This window comes from Brachybacterium sp. p3-SID1565 (genome assembly GCF_025143785.1).
Classification (GTDB): domain Bacteria; phylum Actinomycetota; class Actinomycetes; order Actinomycetales; family Dermabacteraceae; genus Brachybacterium; species Brachybacterium epidermidis.
In genome coordinates, this window is sequence record NZ_JAMBDS010000003.1 from 20,876 (window position 1) to 41,698 (window position 20,823).

The 20,823-nt window shown below is 70.4% G+C and carries 18 protein-coding genes; 5 read left to right on the plus strand and 13 right to left on the minus strand.

Annotated features, from left to right (window positions below; translation table 11 throughout):
- Positions 1-18 precede the first annotated feature (18 nt).
- Positions 19-1,128 (minus strand): AAA family ATPase, encoded by a 1,110-nt coding sequence (locus M4D54_RS01240; RefSeq protein WP_396121460.1) that lies wholly within the window; start codon positions 1,126-1,128, stop codon positions 19-21.
- A 180-nt stretch (positions 1,129-1,308) separates the two neighbouring features.
- On the opposite strand from M4D54_RS01240, the gene glgX reads away from it, so the two are divergent.
- The 3 genes from glgX (at position 1,309) to glgB (ending at position 8,025) form a co-directional block, all read left to right on the plus strand.
- The gene (glgX, locus tag M4D54_RS01245; protein WP_259889761.1) at positions 1,309-3,534 is read left to right on the plus strand and encodes a glycogen debranching protein GlgX; all 2,226 of its coding nucleotides are present in this window, start codon (positions 1,309-1,311) and stop codon (positions 3,532-3,534) included.
- A gap of 197 nt (positions 3,535-3,731) precedes the next feature.
- Positions 3,732-5,714, plus strand: coding sequence for an alpha-1,4-glucan--maltose-1-phosphate maltosyltransferase (locus M4D54_RS01250; protein ID WP_396121462.1), 1,983 nt, complete (start codon positions 3,732-3,734; stop codon positions 5,712-5,714).
- Positions 5,707-8,025, plus strand: a complete 2,319-nt coding sequence (gene glgB / locus M4D54_RS01255; protein WP_259889765.1) for a 1,4-alpha-glucan branching protein GlgB — start codon at positions 5,707-5,709, stop codon at positions 8,023-8,025. The genes M4D54_RS01250 and glgB overlap by 8 nt, the downstream gene beginning before the upstream one ends.
- Positions 8,026-8,124: 99 nt before the next feature.
- Here glgB and M4D54_RS01260 read toward each other — a convergent pair whose 3' ends face one another.
- Genes M4D54_RS01260 through M4D54_RS01270 form a run of 3 tightly spaced genes read right to left on the minus strand, consistent with a single transcriptional unit; the run spans position 8,125 to position 11,046 of the window.
- Positions 8,125-9,036, minus strand: a complete 912-nt coding sequence (locus M4D54_RS01260) for a co-chaperone YbbN (protein WP_193864812.1) — start codon at positions 9,034-9,036, stop codon at positions 8,125-8,127.
- Positions 9,037-9,088: 52 nt separating this feature from the next.
- Complete coding sequence (locus tag M4D54_RS01265) at positions 9,089-10,213, minus strand: hypothetical protein (protein WP_228018491.1); 1,125 nt, start codon at positions 10,211-10,213, stop codon at positions 9,089-9,091.
- Positions 10,213-11,046 (minus strand): hypothetical protein, encoded by an 834-nt coding sequence (locus tag M4D54_RS01270; protein ID WP_259889769.1) that lies wholly within the window; start codon positions 11,044-11,046, stop codon positions 10,213-10,215. Before M4D54_RS01270 ends, M4D54_RS01265 begins: the two co-directional genes overlap by 1 nt.
- A gap of 134 nt (positions 11,047-11,180) precedes the next feature.
- Between M4D54_RS01270 and nucS the strand changes: the two genes are divergently transcribed.
- Together nucS and M4D54_RS01280 are read left to right on the plus strand one after the other, a co-directional pair.
- Positions 11,181-11,888, plus strand: coding sequence for an endonuclease NucS (nucS, locus tag M4D54_RS01275; protein ID WP_193864810.1), 708 nt, complete (start codon positions 11,181-11,183; stop codon positions 11,886-11,888).
- A gap of 38 nt (positions 11,889-11,926) precedes the next feature.
- Positions 11,927-13,183, plus strand: a complete 1,257-nt coding sequence (locus M4D54_RS01280) for an N-acetylglucosamine-6-phosphate deacetylase (RefSeq protein WP_259889771.1) — start codon at positions 11,927-11,929, stop codon at positions 13,181-13,183.
- A gap of 8 nt (positions 13,184-13,191) precedes the next feature.
- On the opposite strand, the gene M4D54_RS01285 is transcribed toward M4D54_RS01280, so the two are convergent.
- The 9 genes from M4D54_RS01285 to atpB all read right to left on the minus strand — a co-directional run bounded on the left by M4D54_RS01285 (position 13,192) and on the right by atpB (position 20,684).
- A complete protein-coding gene (locus tag M4D54_RS01285) occupies positions 13,192-13,632 on the minus strand; it encodes a DUF2550 domain-containing protein (protein ID WP_193864808.1) in 441 nt (146 codons plus the stop codon).
- Between the two features lie 16 nt (positions 13,633-13,648).
- Positions 13,649-13,924 carry a F0F1 ATP synthase subunit epsilon gene (locus M4D54_RS01290; RefSeq protein ID WP_193864807.1) on the minus strand — a complete coding sequence of 92 codons (276 nt, stop codon included), beginning with the start codon at positions 13,922-13,924 and terminating at the stop codon, positions 13,649-13,651.
- Positions 13,921-15,390, minus strand: a complete 1,470-nt coding sequence (gene atpD, locus M4D54_RS01295) for a F0F1 ATP synthase subunit beta (protein ID WP_259889775.1) — start codon at positions 15,388-15,390, stop codon at positions 13,921-13,923. The genes M4D54_RS01290 and atpD overlap by 4 nt, the downstream gene beginning before the upstream one ends.
- Before the next feature lie 67 nt (positions 15,391-15,457).
- On the minus strand, positions 15,458-16,372 hold the full coding sequence (locus M4D54_RS01300; protein WP_193864805.1) for a F0F1 ATP synthase subunit gamma: 915 nt from the start codon (positions 16,370-16,372) through the stop codon (positions 15,458-15,460).
- 71 nt (positions 16,373-16,443) lie between these two features.
- Positions 16,444-18,075: a F0F1 ATP synthase subunit alpha gene (atpA, locus tag M4D54_RS01305; RefSeq protein WP_193864804.1), complete on the minus strand. Its 1,632-nt coding sequence runs from the start codon at positions 18,073-18,075 to the stop codon at positions 16,444-16,446.
- 92 nt (positions 18,076-18,167) lie between these two features.
- A complete protein-coding gene (locus M4D54_RS01310) occupies positions 18,168-18,983 on the minus strand; it encodes a F0F1 ATP synthase subunit delta (protein WP_193864803.1) in 816 nt (271 codons plus the stop codon).
- 9 nt (positions 18,984-18,992) lie between these two features.
- Positions 18,993-19,538 (minus strand): F0F1 ATP synthase subunit B, encoded by a 546-nt coding sequence (locus M4D54_RS01315; protein WP_193864802.1) that lies wholly within the window; start codon positions 19,536-19,538, stop codon positions 18,993-18,995.
- 10 nt (positions 19,539-19,548) lie between these two features.
- Positions 19,549-19,785 carry an ATP synthase F0 subunit C gene (atpE, locus tag M4D54_RS01320; protein WP_193864801.1) on the minus strand — a complete coding sequence of 79 codons (237 nt, stop codon included), beginning with the start codon at positions 19,783-19,785 and terminating at the stop codon, positions 19,549-19,551.
- Between the two features lie 83 nt (positions 19,786-19,868).
- A complete protein-coding gene (atpB, locus tag M4D54_RS01325) occupies positions 19,869-20,684 on the minus strand; it encodes a F0F1 ATP synthase subunit A (RefSeq protein ID WP_311199656.1) in 816 nt (271 codons plus the stop codon).
- Positions 20,685-20,823 lie beyond the last annotated feature (139 nt).

The window sequence follows — 20,823 nt, forward strand, 5'->3', positions numbered from 1 at the left end:
GTGCGCTCCGCGCCCGCGTCAGGGCATCGGCACGGCGTGGAACACCGCGTCGATGATCTGCTCGGGCTTGATCCCGCTGGCCAGGGCGTCGAAGGTGAGCACCAGGCGGTGTCGCAGCACGCCGTAGCGCATGGCGCGGACGTCGTCCGGGGTGACGTAGTCCCGCCCGTGCAGGAGGGCATGGGCCTGCCCCACCCGCATCAGGGCGAGGGAGCCTCGGGGACTGGCGCCCACCCGCACCGACTGGGTGAGGTTGGGCACCGGTCGGGGCCCGGAACCGCGGGTGGTGAAGACCACGTCGATGATGTACCGCTTGACCGCGGGGTCCACGTAGACGGTGTCCACCATCTCCTGGAGGAAGCGGATGTCCTCGAGGCTCACCGCCTTCACCGCCTTGCGGGGCCCCGTGAGACTGCCCGCGGTGGAGCGGTCCAGGATCTCGTGCTCCTCGGCGGGGCGCGGGTAGGTGAGCACCTCCTTCATCAGGAAGCGGTCCATCTGGGCCTCGGGCAGCACGTAGGTGCCCTCCTCCTCGATGGGGTTCTGGGTGGCCAGCACCATGAACGGCTCGGGCAGCCTGTGGATCTCGCCGCCGATGGAGGTCTGGCGCTCCTGCATCGCCTCGAGCATCGCCGACTGGGTCTTGGCCGAGGAGCGGTTGATCTCGTCCAGCAGCACCACGTTGGCGTGCACCGGCCCCAGCTGGGTGGTGAACGTGCCGGAGCCGTAGTTGAAGATCTGCGTGCCGATGATGTCGTTCGGCATGAGGTCCGGGGTGCACTGGATACGGGAGAAGGAGCCGGTGATCGCCGAGGCCAGCGCGCTGGCGGCCGTGGTCTTGGCCAGACCGGGCACGGACTCCAGCAGCACGTGGCCACCGGCGGCGAGCGAGGTGAGCAGGCTCAGCCGCAGGTTCTCCTGCCCCACCACGCGGGACTGGAACACCTCGGTGATGGTGCGCACGATGTCGGCGGAGCGCTCCATGTCGGCCGGGGCGATCGAGGCGGCCGACGGTGCGAAGGAGCCGGCACCGCGCTGGGGCCCGCCGCTGTGGCCCCGACCGGGCTGATCGGAGGGCGCGCCAGGCGCACCGGGGCGGGCGGGCTGCTGGTTCGGTGGCTGGCTCATCTGCTGCGGCTCCCCCGTCGGCGGACTGTTCGGTGAACGGTGCCCGTTCCTCCCCCGAGGACGGTCGGCGTCCGGCACCGGGACGGAGCACGGGGCACCGAGGCGATACTAGCCGCTGTCGCACCACGGGGCGGGCAGGATGCGGTCTGTACCTGGCGACGACGATGAAACAATGCCGAGGTGCATGCCGATCGTTTCGACCGCCCCACCCCGCCGGTGGCTCCCACCGCCCCCGGTCTCAGCGTGGACGAGCTCGGTCGTGGGACCTTCGCGGTGGCCGCACCTCGGGCCGGCCACGTGGACCTCTGCATCCAGAGCGGGAGCACCGAGGTGCGCCGACGCCTGCGCCACTACGACGGCGGTCTGCGCTGGGACCACGTCACGGGGATGACGCCCGGCACCCGCTACGGCCTGCGGGTGCACGGGCCGTGGAACCCCGAGGCCGGGCTCTACGGGAACCCTCGCAAGCTGCTGGTGGATCCCTACGCCCGCGGCATCTCCCACACCTCTCCCCTGCTGAGCTCCTTCTTCGCCCATGAGGTCGACGCGATGCTCGACCCGGTGGGCGAGCAGCTGGTCCCCAGCGGCCAGGACGACGCGGAGACGGCGGTGTGGTCGGTGGTCACCAGCGACCGCTTCGACTGGCAGGGCGATCTGCGCCCCCTGGTGGACTGGGACGAGACCGTGCTGTACGAGCTGCACGTCAAGGGCTTCACCCGGCTGCATCCGGACGTCCCGGCCGAGCAGCGCGGCACCTACGCCGGGCTGGGCCATCCCGCCGTGACCGGCTACCTGCGGGACCTGGGTGTGACCACCGTCGAACTGCTGCCGATCCACGCGGCGATGGACGAGCCGCACCTGACCCGGTTGGGCCTGACCAACTACTGGGGCTACTCGAGCCTGTCGTTCCTGGCGCCGGAGCCGGGCCTGGCCACGGCGGCCGCCCAGCGTGCGGGCGCCCAGGCCGTGCTGGACGAGGTCAAGACCTTGGTGCGCAGCCTCCACGCGGCAGGCCTGGAGGTGGTGCTGGACGTGGTGTACAACCACACCGCCGAGGGCGGGGCGGGCGGGCCGTCCCTGTCCCTGCGGGGGCTGGACAACCGCGAGTACTACTGGATGGACCACGGATCCTTCCTGGACGTCACCGGGACCGGCGGCACCCTCGACCCGCGCTCGGTGCACGTGATGGACCTGATCCTCAGCTCCCTGCGGTACTGGGTGGAGGAGGTCCACGTCGACGGGTTCCGCTTCGACCTGGCCGCCACCCTGGGCCGCGACGAGCGCGGCTTCCGTCCCGACCACCCGTTGTTGCGCGCCATCGCCACCGATCCCGTGCTGCGACGGGTCAAGCTGATCGCCGAGCCGTGGGACGTGGGCACCGGCGGCTGGCAGACCGGCAGCTTCCCCGCCCCGTTCGCGGAGTGGAACGACTCCTTCCGGGACGACATCCGTGCCTTCTGGCTCTCCGACCGTGCGGTGCGACGGCGCCACGGCACCGATGCCGTGGGCGGGGTGCGCGATCTGGCCACCCGCCTGACCGCCTCCAGCGACCTGTTCACAGCGCGCGATCCCGAGAACCTCCCGGTCGGCCGCTCCCTGCGCTCCCCGTGGGCCTCGGTCAACTTCGTCACCGCCCACGACGGTTTCACCCTCCACGACCTCACCACCTACGAGGTCAAGCGCAACGAGGCCAACGGCGAGGACAACCGCGACGGCACCGATGACAACCGCTCCTGGAACCACGGATTCGAAGGGGAGCCAGAGGGCCACGACGACGAGGCCGGCGCCCTGCGGGCGGCCCGCCGGCGCACGGCCCGCGGGATGCTGGCCACCCTGCTGCTGGCCTCGGGCACCCCGATGCTCACCGCGGGCGACGAGTTCGGCCGCAGCCAGCGCGGCAACAACAACGCCTACTGCCAGGACAACGAGATCTCGTGGGTCCACTGGGACCTGCGCCCGGAGGACCGCGCCCTGCGGGACTCGGTCAAGGCACTGCTGCGGCTGCGTGCCGAGCACCCGCAGCTGCGCAGCCCCCACTTCCTGCGCCCGGCCGATCCCCACGCCCTGGATGCGGGGCAGGTGGCCTGGTTCGGGGCCGACGGCATCGGCATGGAGCACGCCGACTGGATGGACCCCTCCCAGCACCTGCTGGCGATGCTCCGCCCCGGGGTCCCGGGCCCGGGCGGCACCGAGCACCTGCTGATCGTGATCTCCACCGAGGCCCAGCGGGTGGAGCTCACGCTGCCGTCGGCGCCCTGGCCCGAGGGCCCCACGCGCGTGCTGTTCGACAGCGCGCTGGAGGACCAGGGGGACCTGCCCACCGGGCCGGTCCAGGGCGGGCGCGTGCCGATCGGTCCCGGAAGCGTGATCGTGCTCGGGATCACCCCGGTCGAGCGGCTATCGTGAGAACCGCCAGGACGACCTCACCGCAGGCAGGAGCAGACATGCCCGAGCCCATCGCCCCCGGACGCCGGCCCGTCCCCTCCCGGACGCCGCAGCAGCGCGCCACGCCATCCCGGCCCGAGACTTCCCGACCCGAGACTTCCCGGCCCGAGACCACCCGGCCCGCGGGACTCGACGCCGGCATCGGCCGCATCCCGATCATGGATGTCTCCCCGGTCGTGGACGGCGGGCGCTTCCCCGCCTCCTGCGTCGAGGGCGAGACGGTCCCCGTCCGCGTCAACGCCTTCCGCGAGGGGCACGACGCGATGGGTGTGCAGGTGGTGCTCACCGCTCCTGACGGCAGCGAGCAGGTGCGCCGCCTGGAGAGCGTGAACCCGGGCCTGGACCTGTGGGAGACCACCGTGCGGCCGGGGTCCACCGGCCACTGGTCCTTCCGCGTGGAGGCCTTCTCCTCCCCCTACGACACCTGGGTGCACACCGCCGAGGTGAAGATCCCCGCCGGTATCGACACCGCGCTGGTGGCTGCGGAGGGCGTCCAGGTGCTGGAGCGCGCCCTGGCGGAGATCACCGAGGGCACCCGCCCCGAGGCCGACGGCCCCCGCCTGCGAGCCGCGATCGGCAGCCTGCGCGACACCTCGCTGTCACCCTCCGGCCGTGTGAGTCCGGCCCTGGCGGCGGATCTGCGCGGCGTCATGCATGAGCGACCGCTGCGGGAGGGAGTCACCGTCGCGGGCCCGTACCCGCTGGTCGTGCACCGGAAGCTGGCCCTGTTCGGCTCCTGGTACGAGTGCTTCCCCCGCTCCGAGGGTGCCCGTTTCGACCCCGAGCAGGGCGGGTGGGTCTCCGGCACGCTGGCCACGGCCGCGGAGTCCCTGGACCGCATCGCCGACATGGGCTTCGACGTGGCCTACCTGACCCCGATCCATCCGATCGGCACCACCTTCCGCAAGGGCCGCAACAACACGCTGGACCCGCGCGAGGGCGATCCCGGCTCGCCCTATGCGATCGGCTCCCCCGACGGCGGGCACGACGCGATCCATCCCGACCTGGGCACCATGGAGGACTTCGATGCCTTCGTGGCCCGCGCCAAGGAGCTCGGGCTCGAGGTGGCGATGGACATCGCCCTGCAGTGCTCCCCGGACCACCCGTGGGTCACCGAGCACCCCGAGTGGTTCGTGATCCGTCCCGACGGGACCATCGCCTACGCCGAGAACCCCCCGAAGAAGTACCAGGACATCTACCCGCTGAGCTTCGAGGCCGACTACGAGGGCCTGTACACCGCGATCCGGGACATGCTCGAGCTGTGGGTGGAGCACGGGGTGACCCTGTTCCGGGTGGACAACCCGCACACCAAGCCCGTGCGCTTCTGGCAGGAGCTGCTCGAGGAGTTCGACCGCACCCACCCCGAGGTGATCTTCCTGGCCGAGGCCTTCACCCGGCCCACCATGATGCACACCCTCGGCAAGGTCGGCTTCCACCAGTCCTACACCTACTTCACCTGGCGCCACTCCCCCGTCGAGCTGAGGGAGTACCTCGAGGAGCTCGCCGCCTCGGCGCACTACATGCGCCCGAGCTTCTGGCCCACCACCCACGACATCCTCACCCCGTTCATGACCGGGGGCGGACACCGCGCCTTCGTGCTGCGGGCGATCCTGGCGGCCACCCTGGTGCCCACCTGGGGCATCTACTCCGGCTACGAACTGGTGGAGGACGTGCCGCGGCCCGGCGCCCAGGAGCAGATCGACAACGAGAAGTACGAGTACAAGCCGCGCGACTACGCCGGGGCCCTGGCTCGGGGCGAGAGCCTCGAACCGCTGCTGCGGGACCTGAACCGGATCCGCCGCGAGCACCCCGCCCTGCAGTCCCTCACCTCCATCCGCTTCCACACTGCGGACGACCCGCAGGTGCTGGTGTTCTCCAAGCACCTGGAGGCGGAGGAGACCGGCACCGGCACGGCGGACACCGTGCTGGTGGTCTCGCTGACCGAGCACGACCGCGACGCATGGACCACCCTCCACCTGGATCCTGCGGCGCTGGGCGTCGGTGAGGAGTTCGAGGTCGAGGATCTGCTCACCGGTGAGCGCTTCACCTGGAACCGCGACCCGTATGTGATCCTGAGCGCCGCCGACCGGCCCGCCCATGTCCTGCGCGTGATCCATCCCGAGGAGGAACGAGATGCCTGAGACCCCCGACCCCACCACCCCGAGGGACCCGCAGCGTCCCTCCGCACCCGCGGGCCCGGTTCAGTCCGCCCCCCAGGCGCACTCCGCACCCCAGGCACCGTCGGTCGACGAGCCCGTCGGCTCCCTCAGCGGTCCCCGGGTGATGCCGCTCGGCGAGCACGAACTGGGCTCGGCCGCCACCGGAAGCTACCACGACCCCCACTCGGTGCTGGGCGCCCACCAGTACGAGGGAGGCGTCACCGTGCGCACCCTCAAGCCCTTCGCCCATGCCGTTGAGGTGCTCACGGCCGACGGCGCCGCGCACCCGATGCAGCACGAGTACGACGGGGTGTGGGTGGCCGCGATCAACCTCGCCGCCCTGACCTCCTACCAGCTGCGCGTCGTGTGGGAGGAGGGCGCGGACCCGGTCGTCCTCGAGGAGCCGTACCGCTTCTGGCCCACCCTGGGCGAGCTGGACCTCCATCTGATCCGTGAGGGCCGCCACGAGGAGCTGTGGCGCGCCCTGGGCGCCCACGTGCGCACGGTGGAGGACGTCGAGGGCACCAGCTTCGCGGTGTGGGCCCCGAGCGCCCGCGCCGTGCAGGTGGTGGGCTCCTTCAACGGCTGGGAGGGGCGCAGCCACTCCCTGCGCTCCCTCGGCGGCTCCGGCGTGTGGGAGCTGTTCGTCCCCGGCATCGGAGACGGCGAGGTGTACAAGTTCCGCATCCTGGGCTCCGACGGCGTGTGGCGCGACAAGGCCGATCCGATGGCCCGTCTGGCCGAAGTGCCCCCGGCCACCGGCTCCGTCGTCACCACCAGCGACTACGAATGGAAGGACGACGCCTGGCTGGCCGCCCGCGCCGAGAGCGACGCGGTCGCCTCGCGGATGTCGATCTACGAGGTGCACCTGGCCAGCTGGCGCCCGGGGCTCGGCTACCGGGAGCTGGCCACCGAGCTGGTGGACTACGTGACCGACATGGGCTTCACCCACGTGGAGTTCATGCCGCTGGCGGAGCACCCCTTCGGCGGCTCCTGGGGCTACCAGGTCACCGGCTACTACGCACCCACCTCGCGCCTGGGCTCGCCGGATGAGCTGCGGCACCTCATCGACACCCTTCACGCCGCCGGCATCGGCGTGATCATGGACTGGGTGCCCGCGCACTTCCCGAAGGACGAATGGGCACTGGCGCGATTCGACGGCGGCCCGCTGTACGAGCACGCCGATCCGCGCAAGGGTGAGCACCCCGACTGGGGCACCTACATCTTCGACCTGGGCCGCAAGGAGGTGCGCAACTTCCTGGTCGCCAACGCCTGCTACTGGCTGGAGGAGTTCCACGTGGACGGCCTGCGGGTCGACGCGGTGGCCTCCATGCTGTACCTGGACTACTCCCGCAAGGAGGGCGAGTGGATCCCCAACCGCCACGGCGGGAGGGAGAACCTCGAGGCGATCGACTTCCTGCAGGAGGCCAACGCCACCGCCTACAAGCGCGCGCCCGGCATCGTGATGATCGCCGAGGAGTCCACCTCCTTCCCCGGCGTCACCCGTCCCACGGACGTGGGCGGGCTGGGCTTCGGCTTCAAGTGGAACATGGGTTGGATGCACGACTCCCTGGTGTATCTGGGCGAGGACCCGATCAACCGCCAGTACCACCACGGCGAGCTCACCTTCTCGATGGTCTACCAGTACTCCGAGAACTTCGTGCTACCCATCAGCCATGACGAGGTGGTCCACGGCAAGGGCTCCCTGCTGCGCAAGGCCCCCGGGGACGACTGGCAGCAGGCGGCCTCGCTGCGCACCTTCCTGGCCTACCAGTGGACCCATCCGGGCAAGCAGCTGCTGTTCATGGGCTCCGAGTTCGGCCAGGGCACCGAATGGTCCGAGCAGGCGGGCCTGCCCTGGTGGCTGCTGGAGTACCCGCTGCACCGCGGTGCCCAGCAGCTGGTCAAGGACCTCAACGCCCTCCAGGTGGAGTTCGATGCCCTGCACCAGCTGGACCAGGACCCGCAGGGATTCGAGTGGCTGATCGGGGACGACGCCGGCCACAACACGCTCTGCTTCGTTCGCCGCAACCGCGCCGGGGACCCGGTGGTGGTGGTGCTGAACTTCTCCACCGAGCCGTGGCACGACTACCGCGTGCCGATGCCGGAGGGCGGGGCCTGGCTCGAGGTGCTCAACTCCGATGCCCCCGTCTACGGCGGCAGCGGCGTGGGCAACCTCGGCAAGGTGCACGTCGAGCAGGTGCCGATGCACGGCCGGGAGCATTCGGTGCGGCTCACCGTTCCGCCGCTGGGTGCGGTGGTGCTGGCACCGGAGCGCCTGCGCCGCGGCTGAGGGCGCATTCACGGAACCGAGCGCAACGGCCCGGATCCCCTCGCGGGGTCCGGGCCGTTGCCTGTGCTGCGCAGTCCGCCGCGCGGCGGTAAAGGCGCGTCAGTACAGCAGGTTCGCCAGGCGCTTGCGGGCGGCGGCCACGCGAGGATCGCCCGAGCCGGCGATCTCGAACAGCTCCAGCAGGCGGGCGCGCACCGCGTCCTTGGTCTCCTGATCGGCGCCGCGCAGCAGGTCCAGCAGGCGCCCGAACGCGTCGTCGACGTGACCGCCCAGCATGTCGACATCGGCGGCCAGCAGCTGCGCCTGGAGGTCCCGCGGGGAGTTCGCGGCGTCCGTGCGCACGCTCTCGAGGTCCACGCCCTGGGTGCGCCGCATCAGCTGCACGGTGGCCAGCCCGGCCTTCGCCTCCGCATCGGCCGGGGCCTGGTCGAGCTGCTTCTCGAAGGCGGTGACGGCCGCATCGAAGTTCCCGGCCTCGATGGCCTCGTAGGCCTCGGCCACCAGGGGCGGCAGCGGCTCCTCGGCGGGCATCTGCGCGGCGTCCTGCCCCTCGGCCTCGGGCAGCTCCATCCCCTGCTGACGGGCCACGTCGAGGATCTGGGTGAGCAGCGGCTCGATCTCGCTCAGGGGGAGCACGGCCTCGGCGATCGGCTGCACCTGCCCCATCAGCAGCAGCATCAGGGTGGGCAGCTGCTGCACGCGCAGTGCTGCGGCGACCCGCTGCTGGGTGTCGGCGTCCACCGTGGCCAGGCGCAGGGCACCGCCCTTGGCGTCCACCGCGCGGCGCATCGCGTCCAGGTACGCCTGGCCTTCCGGCACGCGGGAGCTGGTCACCAGCAGCAGGGTGGGGATGCGCTGGGAGTCTGCCACCAGCTGCTCGAGGCCCTGCTCGGTGACCGCCACCTCATGGGTACCGGGCGCCGAGCTACCCGCGGCGCCACCGCTGCCGGCGGCCGCCCCGGTGGGCTTCTTGAGGGAGGCGAGGTCGATGATGCCGTAGGGATCGGTCACGTGTGTGCTCCTTGAACGGTCGGTGATGGCACCAGTCTAGAGAGAAGCGGGCTCAGCTCCCGCTCGCACCGAGCGCGGACTGGGTGCCTCCGATGGGCTGGATCTGGGTGCCCGCATCCGCCGGCGGGATGTACATCGCCACCGTGGTGCCGTACTGACGCACGTAGGTGTCGGTGAACTCCTTCTTCCCGATCAGCTTGGTGTACTTGTTGTCCTCGGCGTAGCTCATGGTGGCGCCGTCCTTCACGTTCACCTTGCGGGTGGACATCAGGGTTCCCATCACGATGGCGCCGCCGTCGTCGGTGCGCAGGCCGGCGAACTCTCCGTCCTTGACCGTGTACACCTCCTTGATGGTGGCGGCCTCGTCCCACTCCACGCCGGCGTTGAGCTCGGCACGCTCGGCCTGGATGCGCTCATGGGTGGCGGTCTGGAAGGGGTTGGGGGCCAGCAGGTCGTCGGGATCGGCGCCGTCGCCGTCGCTGAGCACCTTGGCGTACAGCGCGAGGGCCTCGGCCGGGGTCCTCAGCAGCCCCGACTCGTCCGCGGCCACGGGCTCTGCGCCCACTCGCTGGTCGGGGACCATCGGCATGTCGACGCCCACGGCCTGCTGTGCCCATCCCCAGGTGGTGTACGGGGACCGGGCGTCGTTCTGCTGCAGCACCATGAAGTAGGGCACGCCCTCGTCGACCGAGTCGGCGACCAGCGCGATCGCCACCCGCGGGAATGCCTCGCCCACAGAGGTCATGGGGACGATCAGCTCCTTGCCGGGGTGCTTGAGATCCGCGGCCCACTCCTCGGCCTTGGCGATCATGCCGTAGGCCGCGGTGCGGAACTCCGCCGCGGAGCCGGTCACGCGCGGCGCCAGCAGTGCCGCATCACGGGCCTCGTCGGCCGCTGCCACAGCGTCATGGATCTCGGCCACGAAGGTCTCGAACTGCCCCTCCCCCGTCACCGGGGTGGGCTCGGCCAGGGTGGGGCCCGTGGGCGGAGCCGCAGGGGGCTCCGGCTCGGATGCGCAGGCGGCCAGCACGGCACCGGCCACCAGGGTGCCGGTACCGAGCAGCAGGCCTCGGCGGCCCAGCGGCGATGGCGTCGCCTCGGGAGCGGGGGACACGGGCGGCTCGGCAGCGTGCATGGGGCAGTCCTTGCTCGGTGAGTGGTCAGCGGTCGGGGTCATCAGCGCACCTCCGCCGGGTGCGAGCCGCCCTCGTCGGTCCCGTTGGTGCCGTCGTCCCCCGGGGCGGCCTGCGGGTCGATGCGCTCGGTCTGCGGCTCGGTGCGCTCCGCCCTCGGGAACCGGCGCGGGTCCGCACCGGCGGCAGCAGCGGGTGCCACCGCGGCCGCGGGCTCGTCGGCCTCCTCGACCGGCTCGTCCTCGTCCTCACGGCGACGGGTGCCGGCGGAGACCACCAGCAGGACCAGTCCGATCACGGCGAGGGTCGCACCGCCCGCGTACGCGTAGGGGACCCACTCGTTCTTGGCCTCCACCGGCCAGGTGATCGAGATGGACTCCGCGCCGGGGGCGGTGCCGTCGGTCACCACCAGGATCGCGCGGTACATCTGCTCGTTGGGCGCGTGCTCCTGTGCGGCGAACTCGGCCACGTCGAGGGTCACCGGGCTGGGGGAGGTGTCCACGGTGCGCCACAGGTCGGACTCGGTGGGGGCGGGCAGCTCGGCCGGCCCCTCGGGGTTCACCTCTTCGGTGGTGATGGTCTGCCAGTCGGACAGGCCCGTCACCCGCGTGTAGCGGGAGTCGCCCAGCCAGGCCTCGATGTCGCCGTTCGGAGCGGTGATCAGGGAGACATCGGAGGCGCCGGTGATGGCGACCTCGCCCTCCCGCCCTCCGACGTACAGCACACCGGGGTCGATCAGCACAGCGGGACCGGGATCGCTCAGCTCGACGGTGGCGGTGCGCTCCGTGGCGGGAGCCCAGACGGTCTCCCCCAGCCTGCCGAGCACCAGTCCCGCCACACCGAGCAGCACCAGCAGGACGGCAAGGACGCGTTGCACGATGGTTCTTCTCCTTGGGAGCGTGCCGGGTTCCTTCCCCGACGGCGGACCTTCCCACGATACGATCGGCCCCCGCCACCGAACAGGGGGACGTGAGCAGGTGCACCCGCCCACGGATGCCGTACTCTGGCCGGGTGCGTCTCGTGGTTGCCCGTTGCTCTGTCGACTACACCGGTCGGCTCACCGCTCATCTGCCCCTGGCACCGCGACTGCTGATCCTCAAGGCCGACGGCAGCGTCCTGGTCCACTCCGACGGCGGCAGCTACAAGCCGCTGAACTGGATGACCCCGCCGTGCACCCTCACCACCACCCGCCGCAGCGACGACGAGATCGCCGATGATCCCGAGGGCGAGTGGATCGAGCAGTGGGACGTGGTGCACGACAAGAGCGGCGATCGGCTGCGGGTGCGCCTGCACGAGGTCTTCGAGGACTCCAGTCATGAGCTGGGCGTGGACCCGGGGCTGCGCAAGGACGGCGTCGAGGCGCACCTGCAGGCCCTGCTGGCCGAGAACATCGACACCCTGGGCGCCGGCTGGACCCTGGTGCGACGCGAGTACGCGACCGCCATCGGGCCGGTGGACATCCTCGCTCGCGATCCGGAGGGACAGACGGTGGCCATCGAGATCAAGCGGCGCGGCGAGATCGACGGCGTCGAGCAGCTGACCCGCTACCTCGACCTGCTCAACCGCGATCCCCTGCTCGCGCCCGTGCGCGGCGTGTTCGCGGCGCAGGCGATCAAGCCCCAGGCGAAGGTCCTGGCCGGCGACCGCGACATCGACTGCGTGACCCTCGACTACGACGCCCTGCGGGGCATCGACGACGTGGAGTCCCGCCTGTTCTGACCCCCTCACAACCCCCGCAGCACCGTCACAGGAGAGCCATGGCCCCCGCTGAGCCCACCGACGCCGACCACTCCGTGCCCGAGCTCGGCCCGGAGGGCGCCTCCCTGCAGGCGGAGCTGGCACTGCACGGCACCGCCGTCCTGGAACGGGGCGTGGTCCCGGGAGCACTGGTGCTGCTGGGCGACGGCGAGATCCTCTGGTCGGGACCTGCGGTCCAGGCGCCGCAGTACAACGCCCAGCGCACCGTCCGGCACGACGGGCTGATCCTTCCGGGTCTGGTGGACATCCACTGCCACGGTGGCGGTGGGGCGTCCTTCCCTGACGCCTCCGGGCCCGAGCAGATGATGGACGCCGTGCGTGAGCACCGCCGCCACGGCACCACCTCCCTGGTCGCCTCCTTGGTCACCGCCTCCCCCGACACGCTGCGGCAGCGGGTGGCGGACCTGGCGCAGCTCGCGGCCGACGGGGAGATCGCGGCCATCCACCTGGAGGGTCCGTTCATCTCCGAGGCCCGCAAGGGCGCCCAGAACCCCGAGCACATCACCGGCGGCGACGCCGAGCTGGTGCGCGAGCTGGCGGCCATCGCCGGTGGTTCTCTGGCCACCATGACCGTCGCGCCCGAGGCGGAGGACGCGGGTGCGGTGATCACGGCGCTGGCGGAGTCCGGGGCGATCCCGTCGCTCGGCCACACCGACTGCACCAGCGCCGAGATGACCCAAGGCGTCGAGCGCTCGCTGCAGGCCCTGCAGCGCGCACGCGGCCGCTCCGCGCTGCCCACCGCCACTCACCTGTTCAACGGCATGCGCCCCATCCACCACCGTGACCCCGGCCCCGCGCTGGCCTGCCTGGACGCCGCCGCGCGCGGACAGATGGTGGTCGAGCTGGTGGCTGACGGCGTGCACCTGGACCACCGCACCGTCGCGCACGTGTTCGCGGTGGCCGCGGAGGACCACGTGATGCTGGTGACCGACGCGATGGCCGCCGCCGGCATGGCGGATGGTCAGTACAGCTTGGGCGCGCAGGACGTCACGGTGGCTGGCGGTGTCGCCACCCTCACCCACGGCGGCTCCGTCGCGGGCGGAACCGCTCACCTGCTGGACGTGCTGCGCCACACGGTGCTGGGCTCGGGAGTGGACCTGGTGCGGGCCGTCCGTGCCGCCACCGCGGTCCCCGCCCGGGTGCTCGGGCTGCAGGAGCGCATCGGGTCCCTCACCTCGGGGTGCCGTGCGGATGTGCTGCTGGTGGACGCGCAGTTCCACCCGGTGACGGTGCTGCGCGCCGGCGAGGAGATCTGAGCCGCGGCTCAGTCCGCGTCCCCGATGACCATCCCGGTCGGTGCCGCTTCCAGCCAGGAGTTCAGAGCCGCCCCGGCAGAGAGGTCCACAATCGCCTGGAGCTCCTGCCCGCTGCGCAGGTGGAACACCACCAGGCAGGCGTCCTCGTCACCATCGACCTGCGCCGGCAGGCGCCTACGGGTCATTTCCGCGATGTCCGCCCGGCGGATCACCGCCGAGGGCGACAGCCGCATCGAGAAGGCCCGGAACCACCGCACCCGATCCGTGCCGAAGCGCATCAGGCCGCGCTGCCAGCTCTCGGGTCCCGTCAGTCCGCGCCTGCGCAGCGTGCAGTCGAAGGCTCCGCGCTGACGGGAGACGAACAGCTGCCGCCCGATCACGGCCGCCGCCAGCACGACGAAGAGCACCCCGATCCCCACCAGGAGGACCGGGATGCTCAGCTCGGGCATGGATGAGCGGTGCGGGTCAGCGCCCGGAGCCGCCGACGCGCACCGCCTCGTCCACGGCGATGGTGACCACGTCGCTGTCGACGGAGACGAAGCCGCCGACCACGTCGCGCTCGGTGACCTCACCGCTCTCGGCGATGATGCGCACCAGACCGCGGTCCAATACCGCCAGCGTGGGCTGCATCTGCGGCAGGATGCCCATCGAGCCGTCGGCGGCGGGCACCACCACCTGGGCGGCGCGACCGGACCACACGGTGCGGTCGGCCGTCACGAAGGTGACCTCGAGGGTGCTCACTGACCGAGCTCCTTCTGGATCCGGTGGTGGGCCTCCATCACCATGTCGATGCCGCCCACGTTGAAGAACGCCTGCTCGGGGATGTGGTCGAACTCGCCGTCGCAGATCCCCTTGAAGCCCTCGATGGTGTCGCGCAGCGGCACGTCGGAGCCGTCCACACCGGTGAACTGCTTGGCGATGTGGGTGTTCTGGGACAGGAACTGCTGGATGCGGCGGGCCCGCGAGACGGTGACCTTGTCCTCCTCGGACAGCTCGTCCACGCCCAGCATCGCGATGATGTCCTGCAGCTCCTTGTTGCGCTGGAGGACCTGCTTGACGCGCACCGCGGTGTCGTAGTGGTCCTGGCCGATGTACCGGGGGTCTAGGATCCGCGAGGTCGAGGACAGCGGGTCGATGGCCGGGTACAGGCCGCGCGAGGCGATCTCACGGGAGAGCTCGGTGGTGGCGTCGAGGTGGGCGAACGTGGTGGCCGGGGCCGGGTCGGTGTAGTCGTCGGCCGGCACGTAGATCGCCTGCATCGAGGTGATGGAGTGGCCGCGGGTGGAGGTGATCCGCTCCTGCAGCACGCCCATCTCGTCAGCCAGGTTGGGCTGGTAGCCCACCGCGGAGGGCATGCGGCCCAGCAGGGTGGAGACCTCGGAGCCCGCCTGGGTGAAGCGGAAGATGTTGTCGATGAACAGCAGCACGTCCTGGCTCTGCACGTCGCGGAAGTACTCCGCCATGGTCAGGGCCGAGAGCGCCACGCGCAGGCGGGTGCCCGGCGGCTCGTCCATCTGGCCGAAGACCAGGGCGGTCTTCTCGATCACGCCGGACTCAGTCATCTCCTCGATGAGGTCCCAGCCCTCGCGGGTGCGCTCACCCACGCCGGCGAACACGGAGACGCCGTCGTGGTTGTTGGCCACGCGGTAGATCATCTCCTGGATCAGCACCGTCTTGCCCACACCGGCGCCGCCGAACAGGCCGATCTTGCCGCCCTGCACGTACGGGGTGAGCAAGTCGATCGACTTGATGCCGGTCTCGAACATCTGGGTCTTGGACTCGAGGTCGTCGAAGTTCGGGGCCTTGCGGTGGATCGGCCAGCGCTCCTCCACCTGGAAGGTGGCGGCGTCCCTGTTCAAGGGCGCGCCGGTCACGTCGAACACGGTGCCCAGGGTCACGTCGCCCACGGGCACGGAGATCGGGGCGCCGGTGTCGTTCACGGACTGGCCGCGCACCAGGCCGTCGGTGGGCTTGAGCGCGATCGCGCGCACCATGCCGTCACCCAGGTGCTGCGCGGTCTCGAGCCACAGGGTGCGCGCGTCCTCGCCCTCACCGCTGAAGCCGATCTCGGTGTTCAGCGCGCTGTAGAGGTCGGGGATCTGACCCGGGGGGAACTCGATGTCGACGACGGCACCGGTGACGCGGGCGACGCGGCCGGTGCCACCGGGCGTGGTGGTCTCGGTGGTGGCGGGGGCGGTGGTGGTCATGTCCGTACTCTCCGTGGGTATGGCGGGCGAGAGCGCTCGCGGCGGGATCTCGGGTGGTCCGTGGTTCTCAGCGTTCGCTGCGTCCGGAGCCCGACAATGCGTCGGCACCGCCGACGATCTCGGTGATCTCCTGGGTGATCTCCGCCTGACGGGCGGAGTTCGCCAGTCGGGTGAACTTGTTGATCTGGGTCTCGGCGTTGTCCGTGGCGGTCTTCATGGCTCGCTGGCGGGAGGCGTGCTCGGAGGCCATCGACTGCAGCAGGATGTTGATGATCCGCGCCTCGACGTAGCGCGGGATCAGCTGCTCCATCACGGTGTCCGGATCCGGCGTGAAGGCGTACAGCGGGTAGCTGGGCCGCACCTGGCCCGGATCCGCGTCGACCACGCCCATGGGCACCAGGCGCACGGACTTGGTGCGCTGCTGGAAGCGGCTCTCGAACTGCGTGCCTACCACGTACAGCTCGTCGATGTGCTGCTCGAGGTCCTCGCTCAGGAGGTCCTCGGTGACGACCTTGGCGATCTCGCGGCCCAGTTCCGGCAGCTCGGCCTCCTTGTAGGGCGTCCAGGAGCGGTGCGGCTCGCGGTTGCGGAAGCGGTAGTAGCTGTCGCCCTTGCGCCCCACCACGTACATCACCGGGGTCTTGCCCTGGTCGCGCAGCAGGTTGGCGAGCTGCTCGGCTCCGCGGATGGCATTGGGCGAGTAGGCCCCGGCCATGCCGCGGTCCGAGGTGATCAGCAGGATCCCCACGCGGCCATTGACATCGCGCTTGGACTGCAGGAACGGGTGGTCGATCTCATCGGAGTTCGTGGCGACCGATCCGATGGCCGTGGTGATCGCCTCGGCGTACGGGGTGGTGGCCCGCACACGGGCATGGGCCTTGGAGATGCGCGCTGCCGCGATCATCTCCTGGGCCTTGAAGATCTTCTTCATGCCCTGCGCGGACCTGATCCGCTGCTTGTAGACCCTCTGCTGGGCTCCCATGTCTCTCCTCGTGCGCCCTGGATGCATCCGTGGCCCGTGCGCCGCCCGCCGGCGCGGGCGGCGGCGACGGATCAACCGCGGACGATGTTCTCCTGCTCGATGTCCTCAGCGGACATGCGCCTGCTCTCGTCGGCCCGCTGGACACGGTCCTGCTCGTCCTTGCCGACGAGGTAGTCGCGCTTGACGTCCTCGAGGATGCGGGTGAGCTCCTCCTCCGTGTCCTTCTCGAACTTGGAGGTCTCCCGGATGCTCGAGAGCACTGAGCCGTTGTGCCGCAGGTGCTCCAACAGCTGCGCCTCGAACTCGCGGACGTCCTCCACCTCGATGTCGTCGAACTTGCCGGTGGTGCCGGCCCAGATCGAGACGACCTGCTCCTCGACGGGGAACGGCGAGTACTGCGCCTGCTTGAGCAGCTCCATCAGACGCGCACCGCGGCCCAGCTGCTGCTTGGACGCGGCGTCCAGATCCGAGGCGAACATGGCGAAGGACTCCAGGTCCCGGTACTGCGCCAGGGAGATCTTCAGCGTGCCCGAGACGGACTTCATCGCCTTGATCTGGGCCGAGCCACCCACGCGGGAGACCGAGATGCCCACGTCGACCGCGGGGCGCTGGTTCGCGTTGAACAGGTCCGACTGCAGGAAGCACTGGCCGTCGGTGATGGAGATGACGTTGGTGGGGATGTACGCCGAGACGTCGTTGGCCTTGGTCTCGATGATCGGCAGGCCGGTCATCGAGCCGCCGCCCATCTCGTCGGAGAGCTTCGCGCAGCGCTCCAGCAAACGGGAGTGCAGGTAGAAGACGTCACCGGGGTACGCCTCACGGCCCGGGGGCCGACGCAGCAGCAGGGACACGGCGCGGTAGGCCTCGGCCTGCTTGGAGAGGTCGTCGAAGACGATCAGGACGTGCTTGCCCTCGTACATCCAGTGCTGACCGATGGCCGAGCCGGTGTAGGGGGCCAGGTACTTGAAGCCGGCCGGGTCCGATGCCGGGGCCGCCACGATGGTGGTGTACTCCAGTGCACCGTTCTCCTCGAGCGCGGCGCGCACCGAGGCGATGGTGGAGCCCTTCTGGCCGACCGCCACGTAGATGCAGCGCACCTGCTTGGCCGGGTCGCCGGACTCCCAATTGGCCTTCTGGTTCAGGATGGTGTCGATCGCGATGGCGGTCTTGCCGGTCTGACGATCGCCGATGATCAGCTGACGCTGGCCGCGGCCGATCGGGGTCATCGCGTCGATGGCCTTCAGGCCCGTCTGCATGGGCTCCTTGACGGCCTTGCGCTGCATCACCGTGGGTGCCTGCAGCTCGAGCGCGCGGCGGCCCACGGAGTCGATCGCGCCCAGACCGTCGATGGGGTTGCCGACCGGGTCGACCACGCGACCCAGGTAGCCCTCGCCGACGGGCACGGAGAGCACCTCACCGGTGCGACGGACCTCCTGGCCCTCCTCGATGCCGGTGAACTCGCCCAGCACCACCACGCCGACCTCGCGCAGATCGAGGTTCAGGGCCAGGCCCTGGGTGCCGTCCTCGAAGACCACGAGCTCGTTGGCCATGACGTCGGGCAGGCCCTCGACGCGGGCGATGCCGTCGGCGGCCTCGGTGACGCGGCCGATCTCCTCGCGCTCGGTGGCGCCGGTCTGGTAGGTGGACACCGCGGTGTCCAGTGCGTTCCGGATCTCCTCCGGGCTGATCGTGAGCTCGGCCATCGCTGTGCTTCGCTTCCTCTCGGTCTCCCCGTGTGCGGGGAATGTGCTGGTGATGCTGCGACGCCTGGGCGTCTGAGCGGGGTCGGGGCTGGTCAGGACACCAGCTGTCGCTTGGCGCGGGCGAGCCGTGCCAGGACGGTGGCGTCGTAGAGGTCGTCTCCGACCTGGATCCGCAGGCCGCCCACGACCTCAGGGTCGACCTGGACGTTCATGTGGATGTCACGGCCGTAGATGCCGGTGAGGATCGCGCCGAGCCGGGCCTTCTGGGCCTCGCTCAGCTCGATCGCACTGGTGACGCTGGCGAAGCTGCGCCGACGCCGGTCGGAGGCGAAGCGTGCGAACTCCGAGATCCGCCGGGCGGGCTTGACGTCGCTGCGGCGGGTCACGGCCCGGGTCACCAGCTGGAGGGTGATCTGATGCACCCGGCCCTGCAGGACGGCCTGGACGATGCGGGCGCGCTGCTCGGGGCGCTCGCGGGCGTCGTCCAGAGCTGCGTGCAGCTCGCCGTTGCGGTCGATCATCCGCGACACCTGGAACATCTCGTCCTCCACCGCGCCCAGGACGTCCTCCCGCTCGGCCTGGCCGAGCAGGACGGACACGCCTGCCAGCTCGAGCGCATCGAGGATGTCCTCCTGCTCGGACCAGCGTCGGCGCACGACCTCGTGGGTGACCTCGAGGGCCTGCGGGCTGACCTTGTCGGCGAACAGGGAGCTGACCGCGGACTCCTTGACCTCGGCCGGGCGGCCAGCGTCGGAGAGCAGCCTGACGAGCTGGTTGCTGGAGTCGATGGCATCGGCCACCGAGAACAGCTGCTCGGCACCGGACTCCAACGAATCCGTCGGGACCGCCTGGGCGGAATCGACGTGTCGGAGCACCTCACCGAGGGAGGTGGAGGACGTTCCTCGCATCACTGGTCCTTATCGGGTGGCGGCCTGGGACGACTCCAGGTCGTCCAGGAAGCGGTCGATCACGCGGCGGGAGCGCTCGTCGTCGGTGAGGGACTCGCCGACGATCTTCGAGGCGAGATCGCTGGCGAGCGTCCCGACCTCGCCGCGCAGCTCGTGCGAGGCGGCGATCCGCTCCGCGGTGAGCTGCTGGCGTCCCGAGGCGAGCACGCGCTCGTTCTCGGCCTCGGCGCGGGCCTTGGCCTCCTCGACGATGCGCTGCCCGTCCTGGCGTGCCTTCTCGCGGATGGCAGCGGCCTCCTGGCGGGCGGCGGCGAGCTCGGACTCCTGGTCGGCCTTGAGCTGGTCGGCCTGCTCCTGGACCTCTTCGGCCCGGCGGATGCCGCCCTCGATCTTCTCGGCGCGCTCATCGAGCACCGCATTGAGGCGGGGCAGGACGAAGCGCATGAAGACCACGGCGAAGATCGCGATGAAGATCGCCGACCAGATGATCTCCGGCACGTACGGGATGAACAGACGCCAGCCCGGGGTGGGGGAATCTCCTGCGCTGAGGATCATGGGGTGATCCTCAGATGAACGCGAGGACGAAGCCGAAGACGATCGCCAGCAGGGCCAGGAACTCGACGAAGCCGGCGCCGATCAGCATGGTGGTCTGCAGCTGCGAGCGCATCTCGGGCTGGCGGGCCTGCGCCTCGGCGGTCTTGCCGACGAGGATGCCCAGGCCGATGCCGGGGCCGAGGGCTGCGAGACCGAAGCCGACGGAGGCGATGTTGCCCTCGATGGCGGACAGGAGCATCGGATCCACGGGGGTTTCCTTTCGTTGGGCCGTCCGGGCGGACGGCAGATCAGGGGTTCCAGCGCGCTGGAAGGTTGGGGGGGGTACTGCGGTCAGTGCTCGTCGGTGACAGCCATCTGGATGTACACCGCCGAGAGGATGGTGAAGATGAAGGCCTGCAGGGCGGCGACGAAGATCTTGAAGGCGAAGACGCCCAGGCTGAGGGCACCGGCGAAAGGTGCTGCCGCGGTGAGCCAGCTCAGGGAGACCACCAGGCCGTGGGTGAGGCCGATGAGCACCACGATGATCATGTGACCGCCCACCATGTTGGCCAGCAGACGGATGGTGAGCGAGGCCCAGCGGACCACGAACACCTGGATCAGCTCGATCGGGACCAGCAGGAGGTACACCACGCCCGGCACACCAGGGGGCATGGTGGCGTGCTTGAGGTAGCCGCCCACGCCGTGCGCCTTGATGCCCGAGGCGACGTAGATCACGAAGGTGGCCAGGGCCAGCAGCAGCGGGATGCCGATGACGGCGGTGCCGGACATGTTCAGCCCCGGCACCATGAACCCCAGGTTCAGCGCCAGGATCAGCACGAACACGGTGACCAGCCAGGGGCCGAAGCGCCGACCGTCCTTCTCGCCGAGCACATTGACCACGATGTTCTTGTGCACAAACTCGACCAGCAGCTCGACGATGCTCTGGACGCGGCCGGGCACCAGCTTGGAGCGGGAGGCCACCACGCACATGAAGATCAGCACGGCGGCCAGGATGATCAGCCGCACCAGCTGGATGCGGTTGAACTCGAAGGGGGTGCCCGCGAACAGGATGGGGTCGGGGAAGAACTCCTCCAGCGAGGGGATGTGGAGGATGGAGTCACCCTCCGCGAGGAGAGGGGGCGCAACGTCGGCGGTGTTCAGCTCGATCTCCCGTGGTCGTGCAGCCCGCCTCTGCGGCGGACCTGATGTTCACTTCGTGCAGCCCGGCTCCGCTGGATGCGCTGCTGGGGGGTGGCGTCGGTGCCGTTCGGTTCACCTGCCCGGAAGCCTCCGCGCTGTCCGGTCA

Excerpts from the sequence above, each read along its gene's own strand:
- atpA (WP_193864804.1), bottom strand. The coding sequence starts at position 18,075 with ATGGCCGAGCTCACGATCAGCCCGGAGGAGATCCGGAACGCACTGGAC.
- glgB (WP_259889765.1), top strand. The coding sequence starts at position 5,707 with ATGCCTGAGACCCCCGACCCCACCACCCCGAGGGACCCGCAGCGTCCC.
- M4D54_RS01280 (WP_259889771.1), top strand. The coding sequence starts at position 11,927 with ATGGCCCCCGCTGAGCCCACCGACGCCGACCACTCCGTGCCCGAGCTC.
- M4D54_RS01315 (WP_193864802.1), bottom strand. The coding sequence starts at position 19,538 with ATGATCCTCAGCGCAGGAGATTCCCCCACCCCGGGCTGGCGTCTGTTC.
- M4D54_RS01310 (WP_193864803.1), bottom strand. The coding sequence starts at position 18,983 with ATGCGAGGAACGTCCTCCACCTCCCTCGGTGAGGTGCTCCGACACGTC.
- M4D54_RS01265 (WP_228018491.1), bottom strand. The coding sequence starts at position 10,213 with ATGACCCCGACCGCTGACCACTCACCGAGCAAGGACTGCCCCATGCAC.
- atpD (WP_259889775.1), bottom strand. The coding sequence starts at position 15,390 with ATGACCACCACCGCCCCCGCCACCACCGAGACCACCACGCCCGGTGGC.
- M4D54_RS01285 (WP_193864808.1), bottom strand. The coding sequence starts at position 13,632 with ATGCCCGAGCTGAGCATCCCGGTCCTCCTGGTGGGGATCGGGGTGCTC.
- M4D54_RS01240 (WP_396121460.1), bottom strand. The coding sequence starts at position 1,128 with ATGAGCCAGCCACCGAACCAGCAGCCCGCCCGCCCCGGTGCGCCTGGC.
- M4D54_RS01250 (WP_396121462.1), top strand. The coding sequence starts at position 3,732 with ATGGATGTCTCCCCGGTCGTGGACGGCGGGCGCTTCCCCGCCTCCTGC.
- M4D54_RS01300 (WP_193864805.1), bottom strand. The coding sequence starts at position 16,372 with ATGGGAGCCCAGCAGAGGGTCTACAAGCAGCGGATCAGGTCCGCGCAG.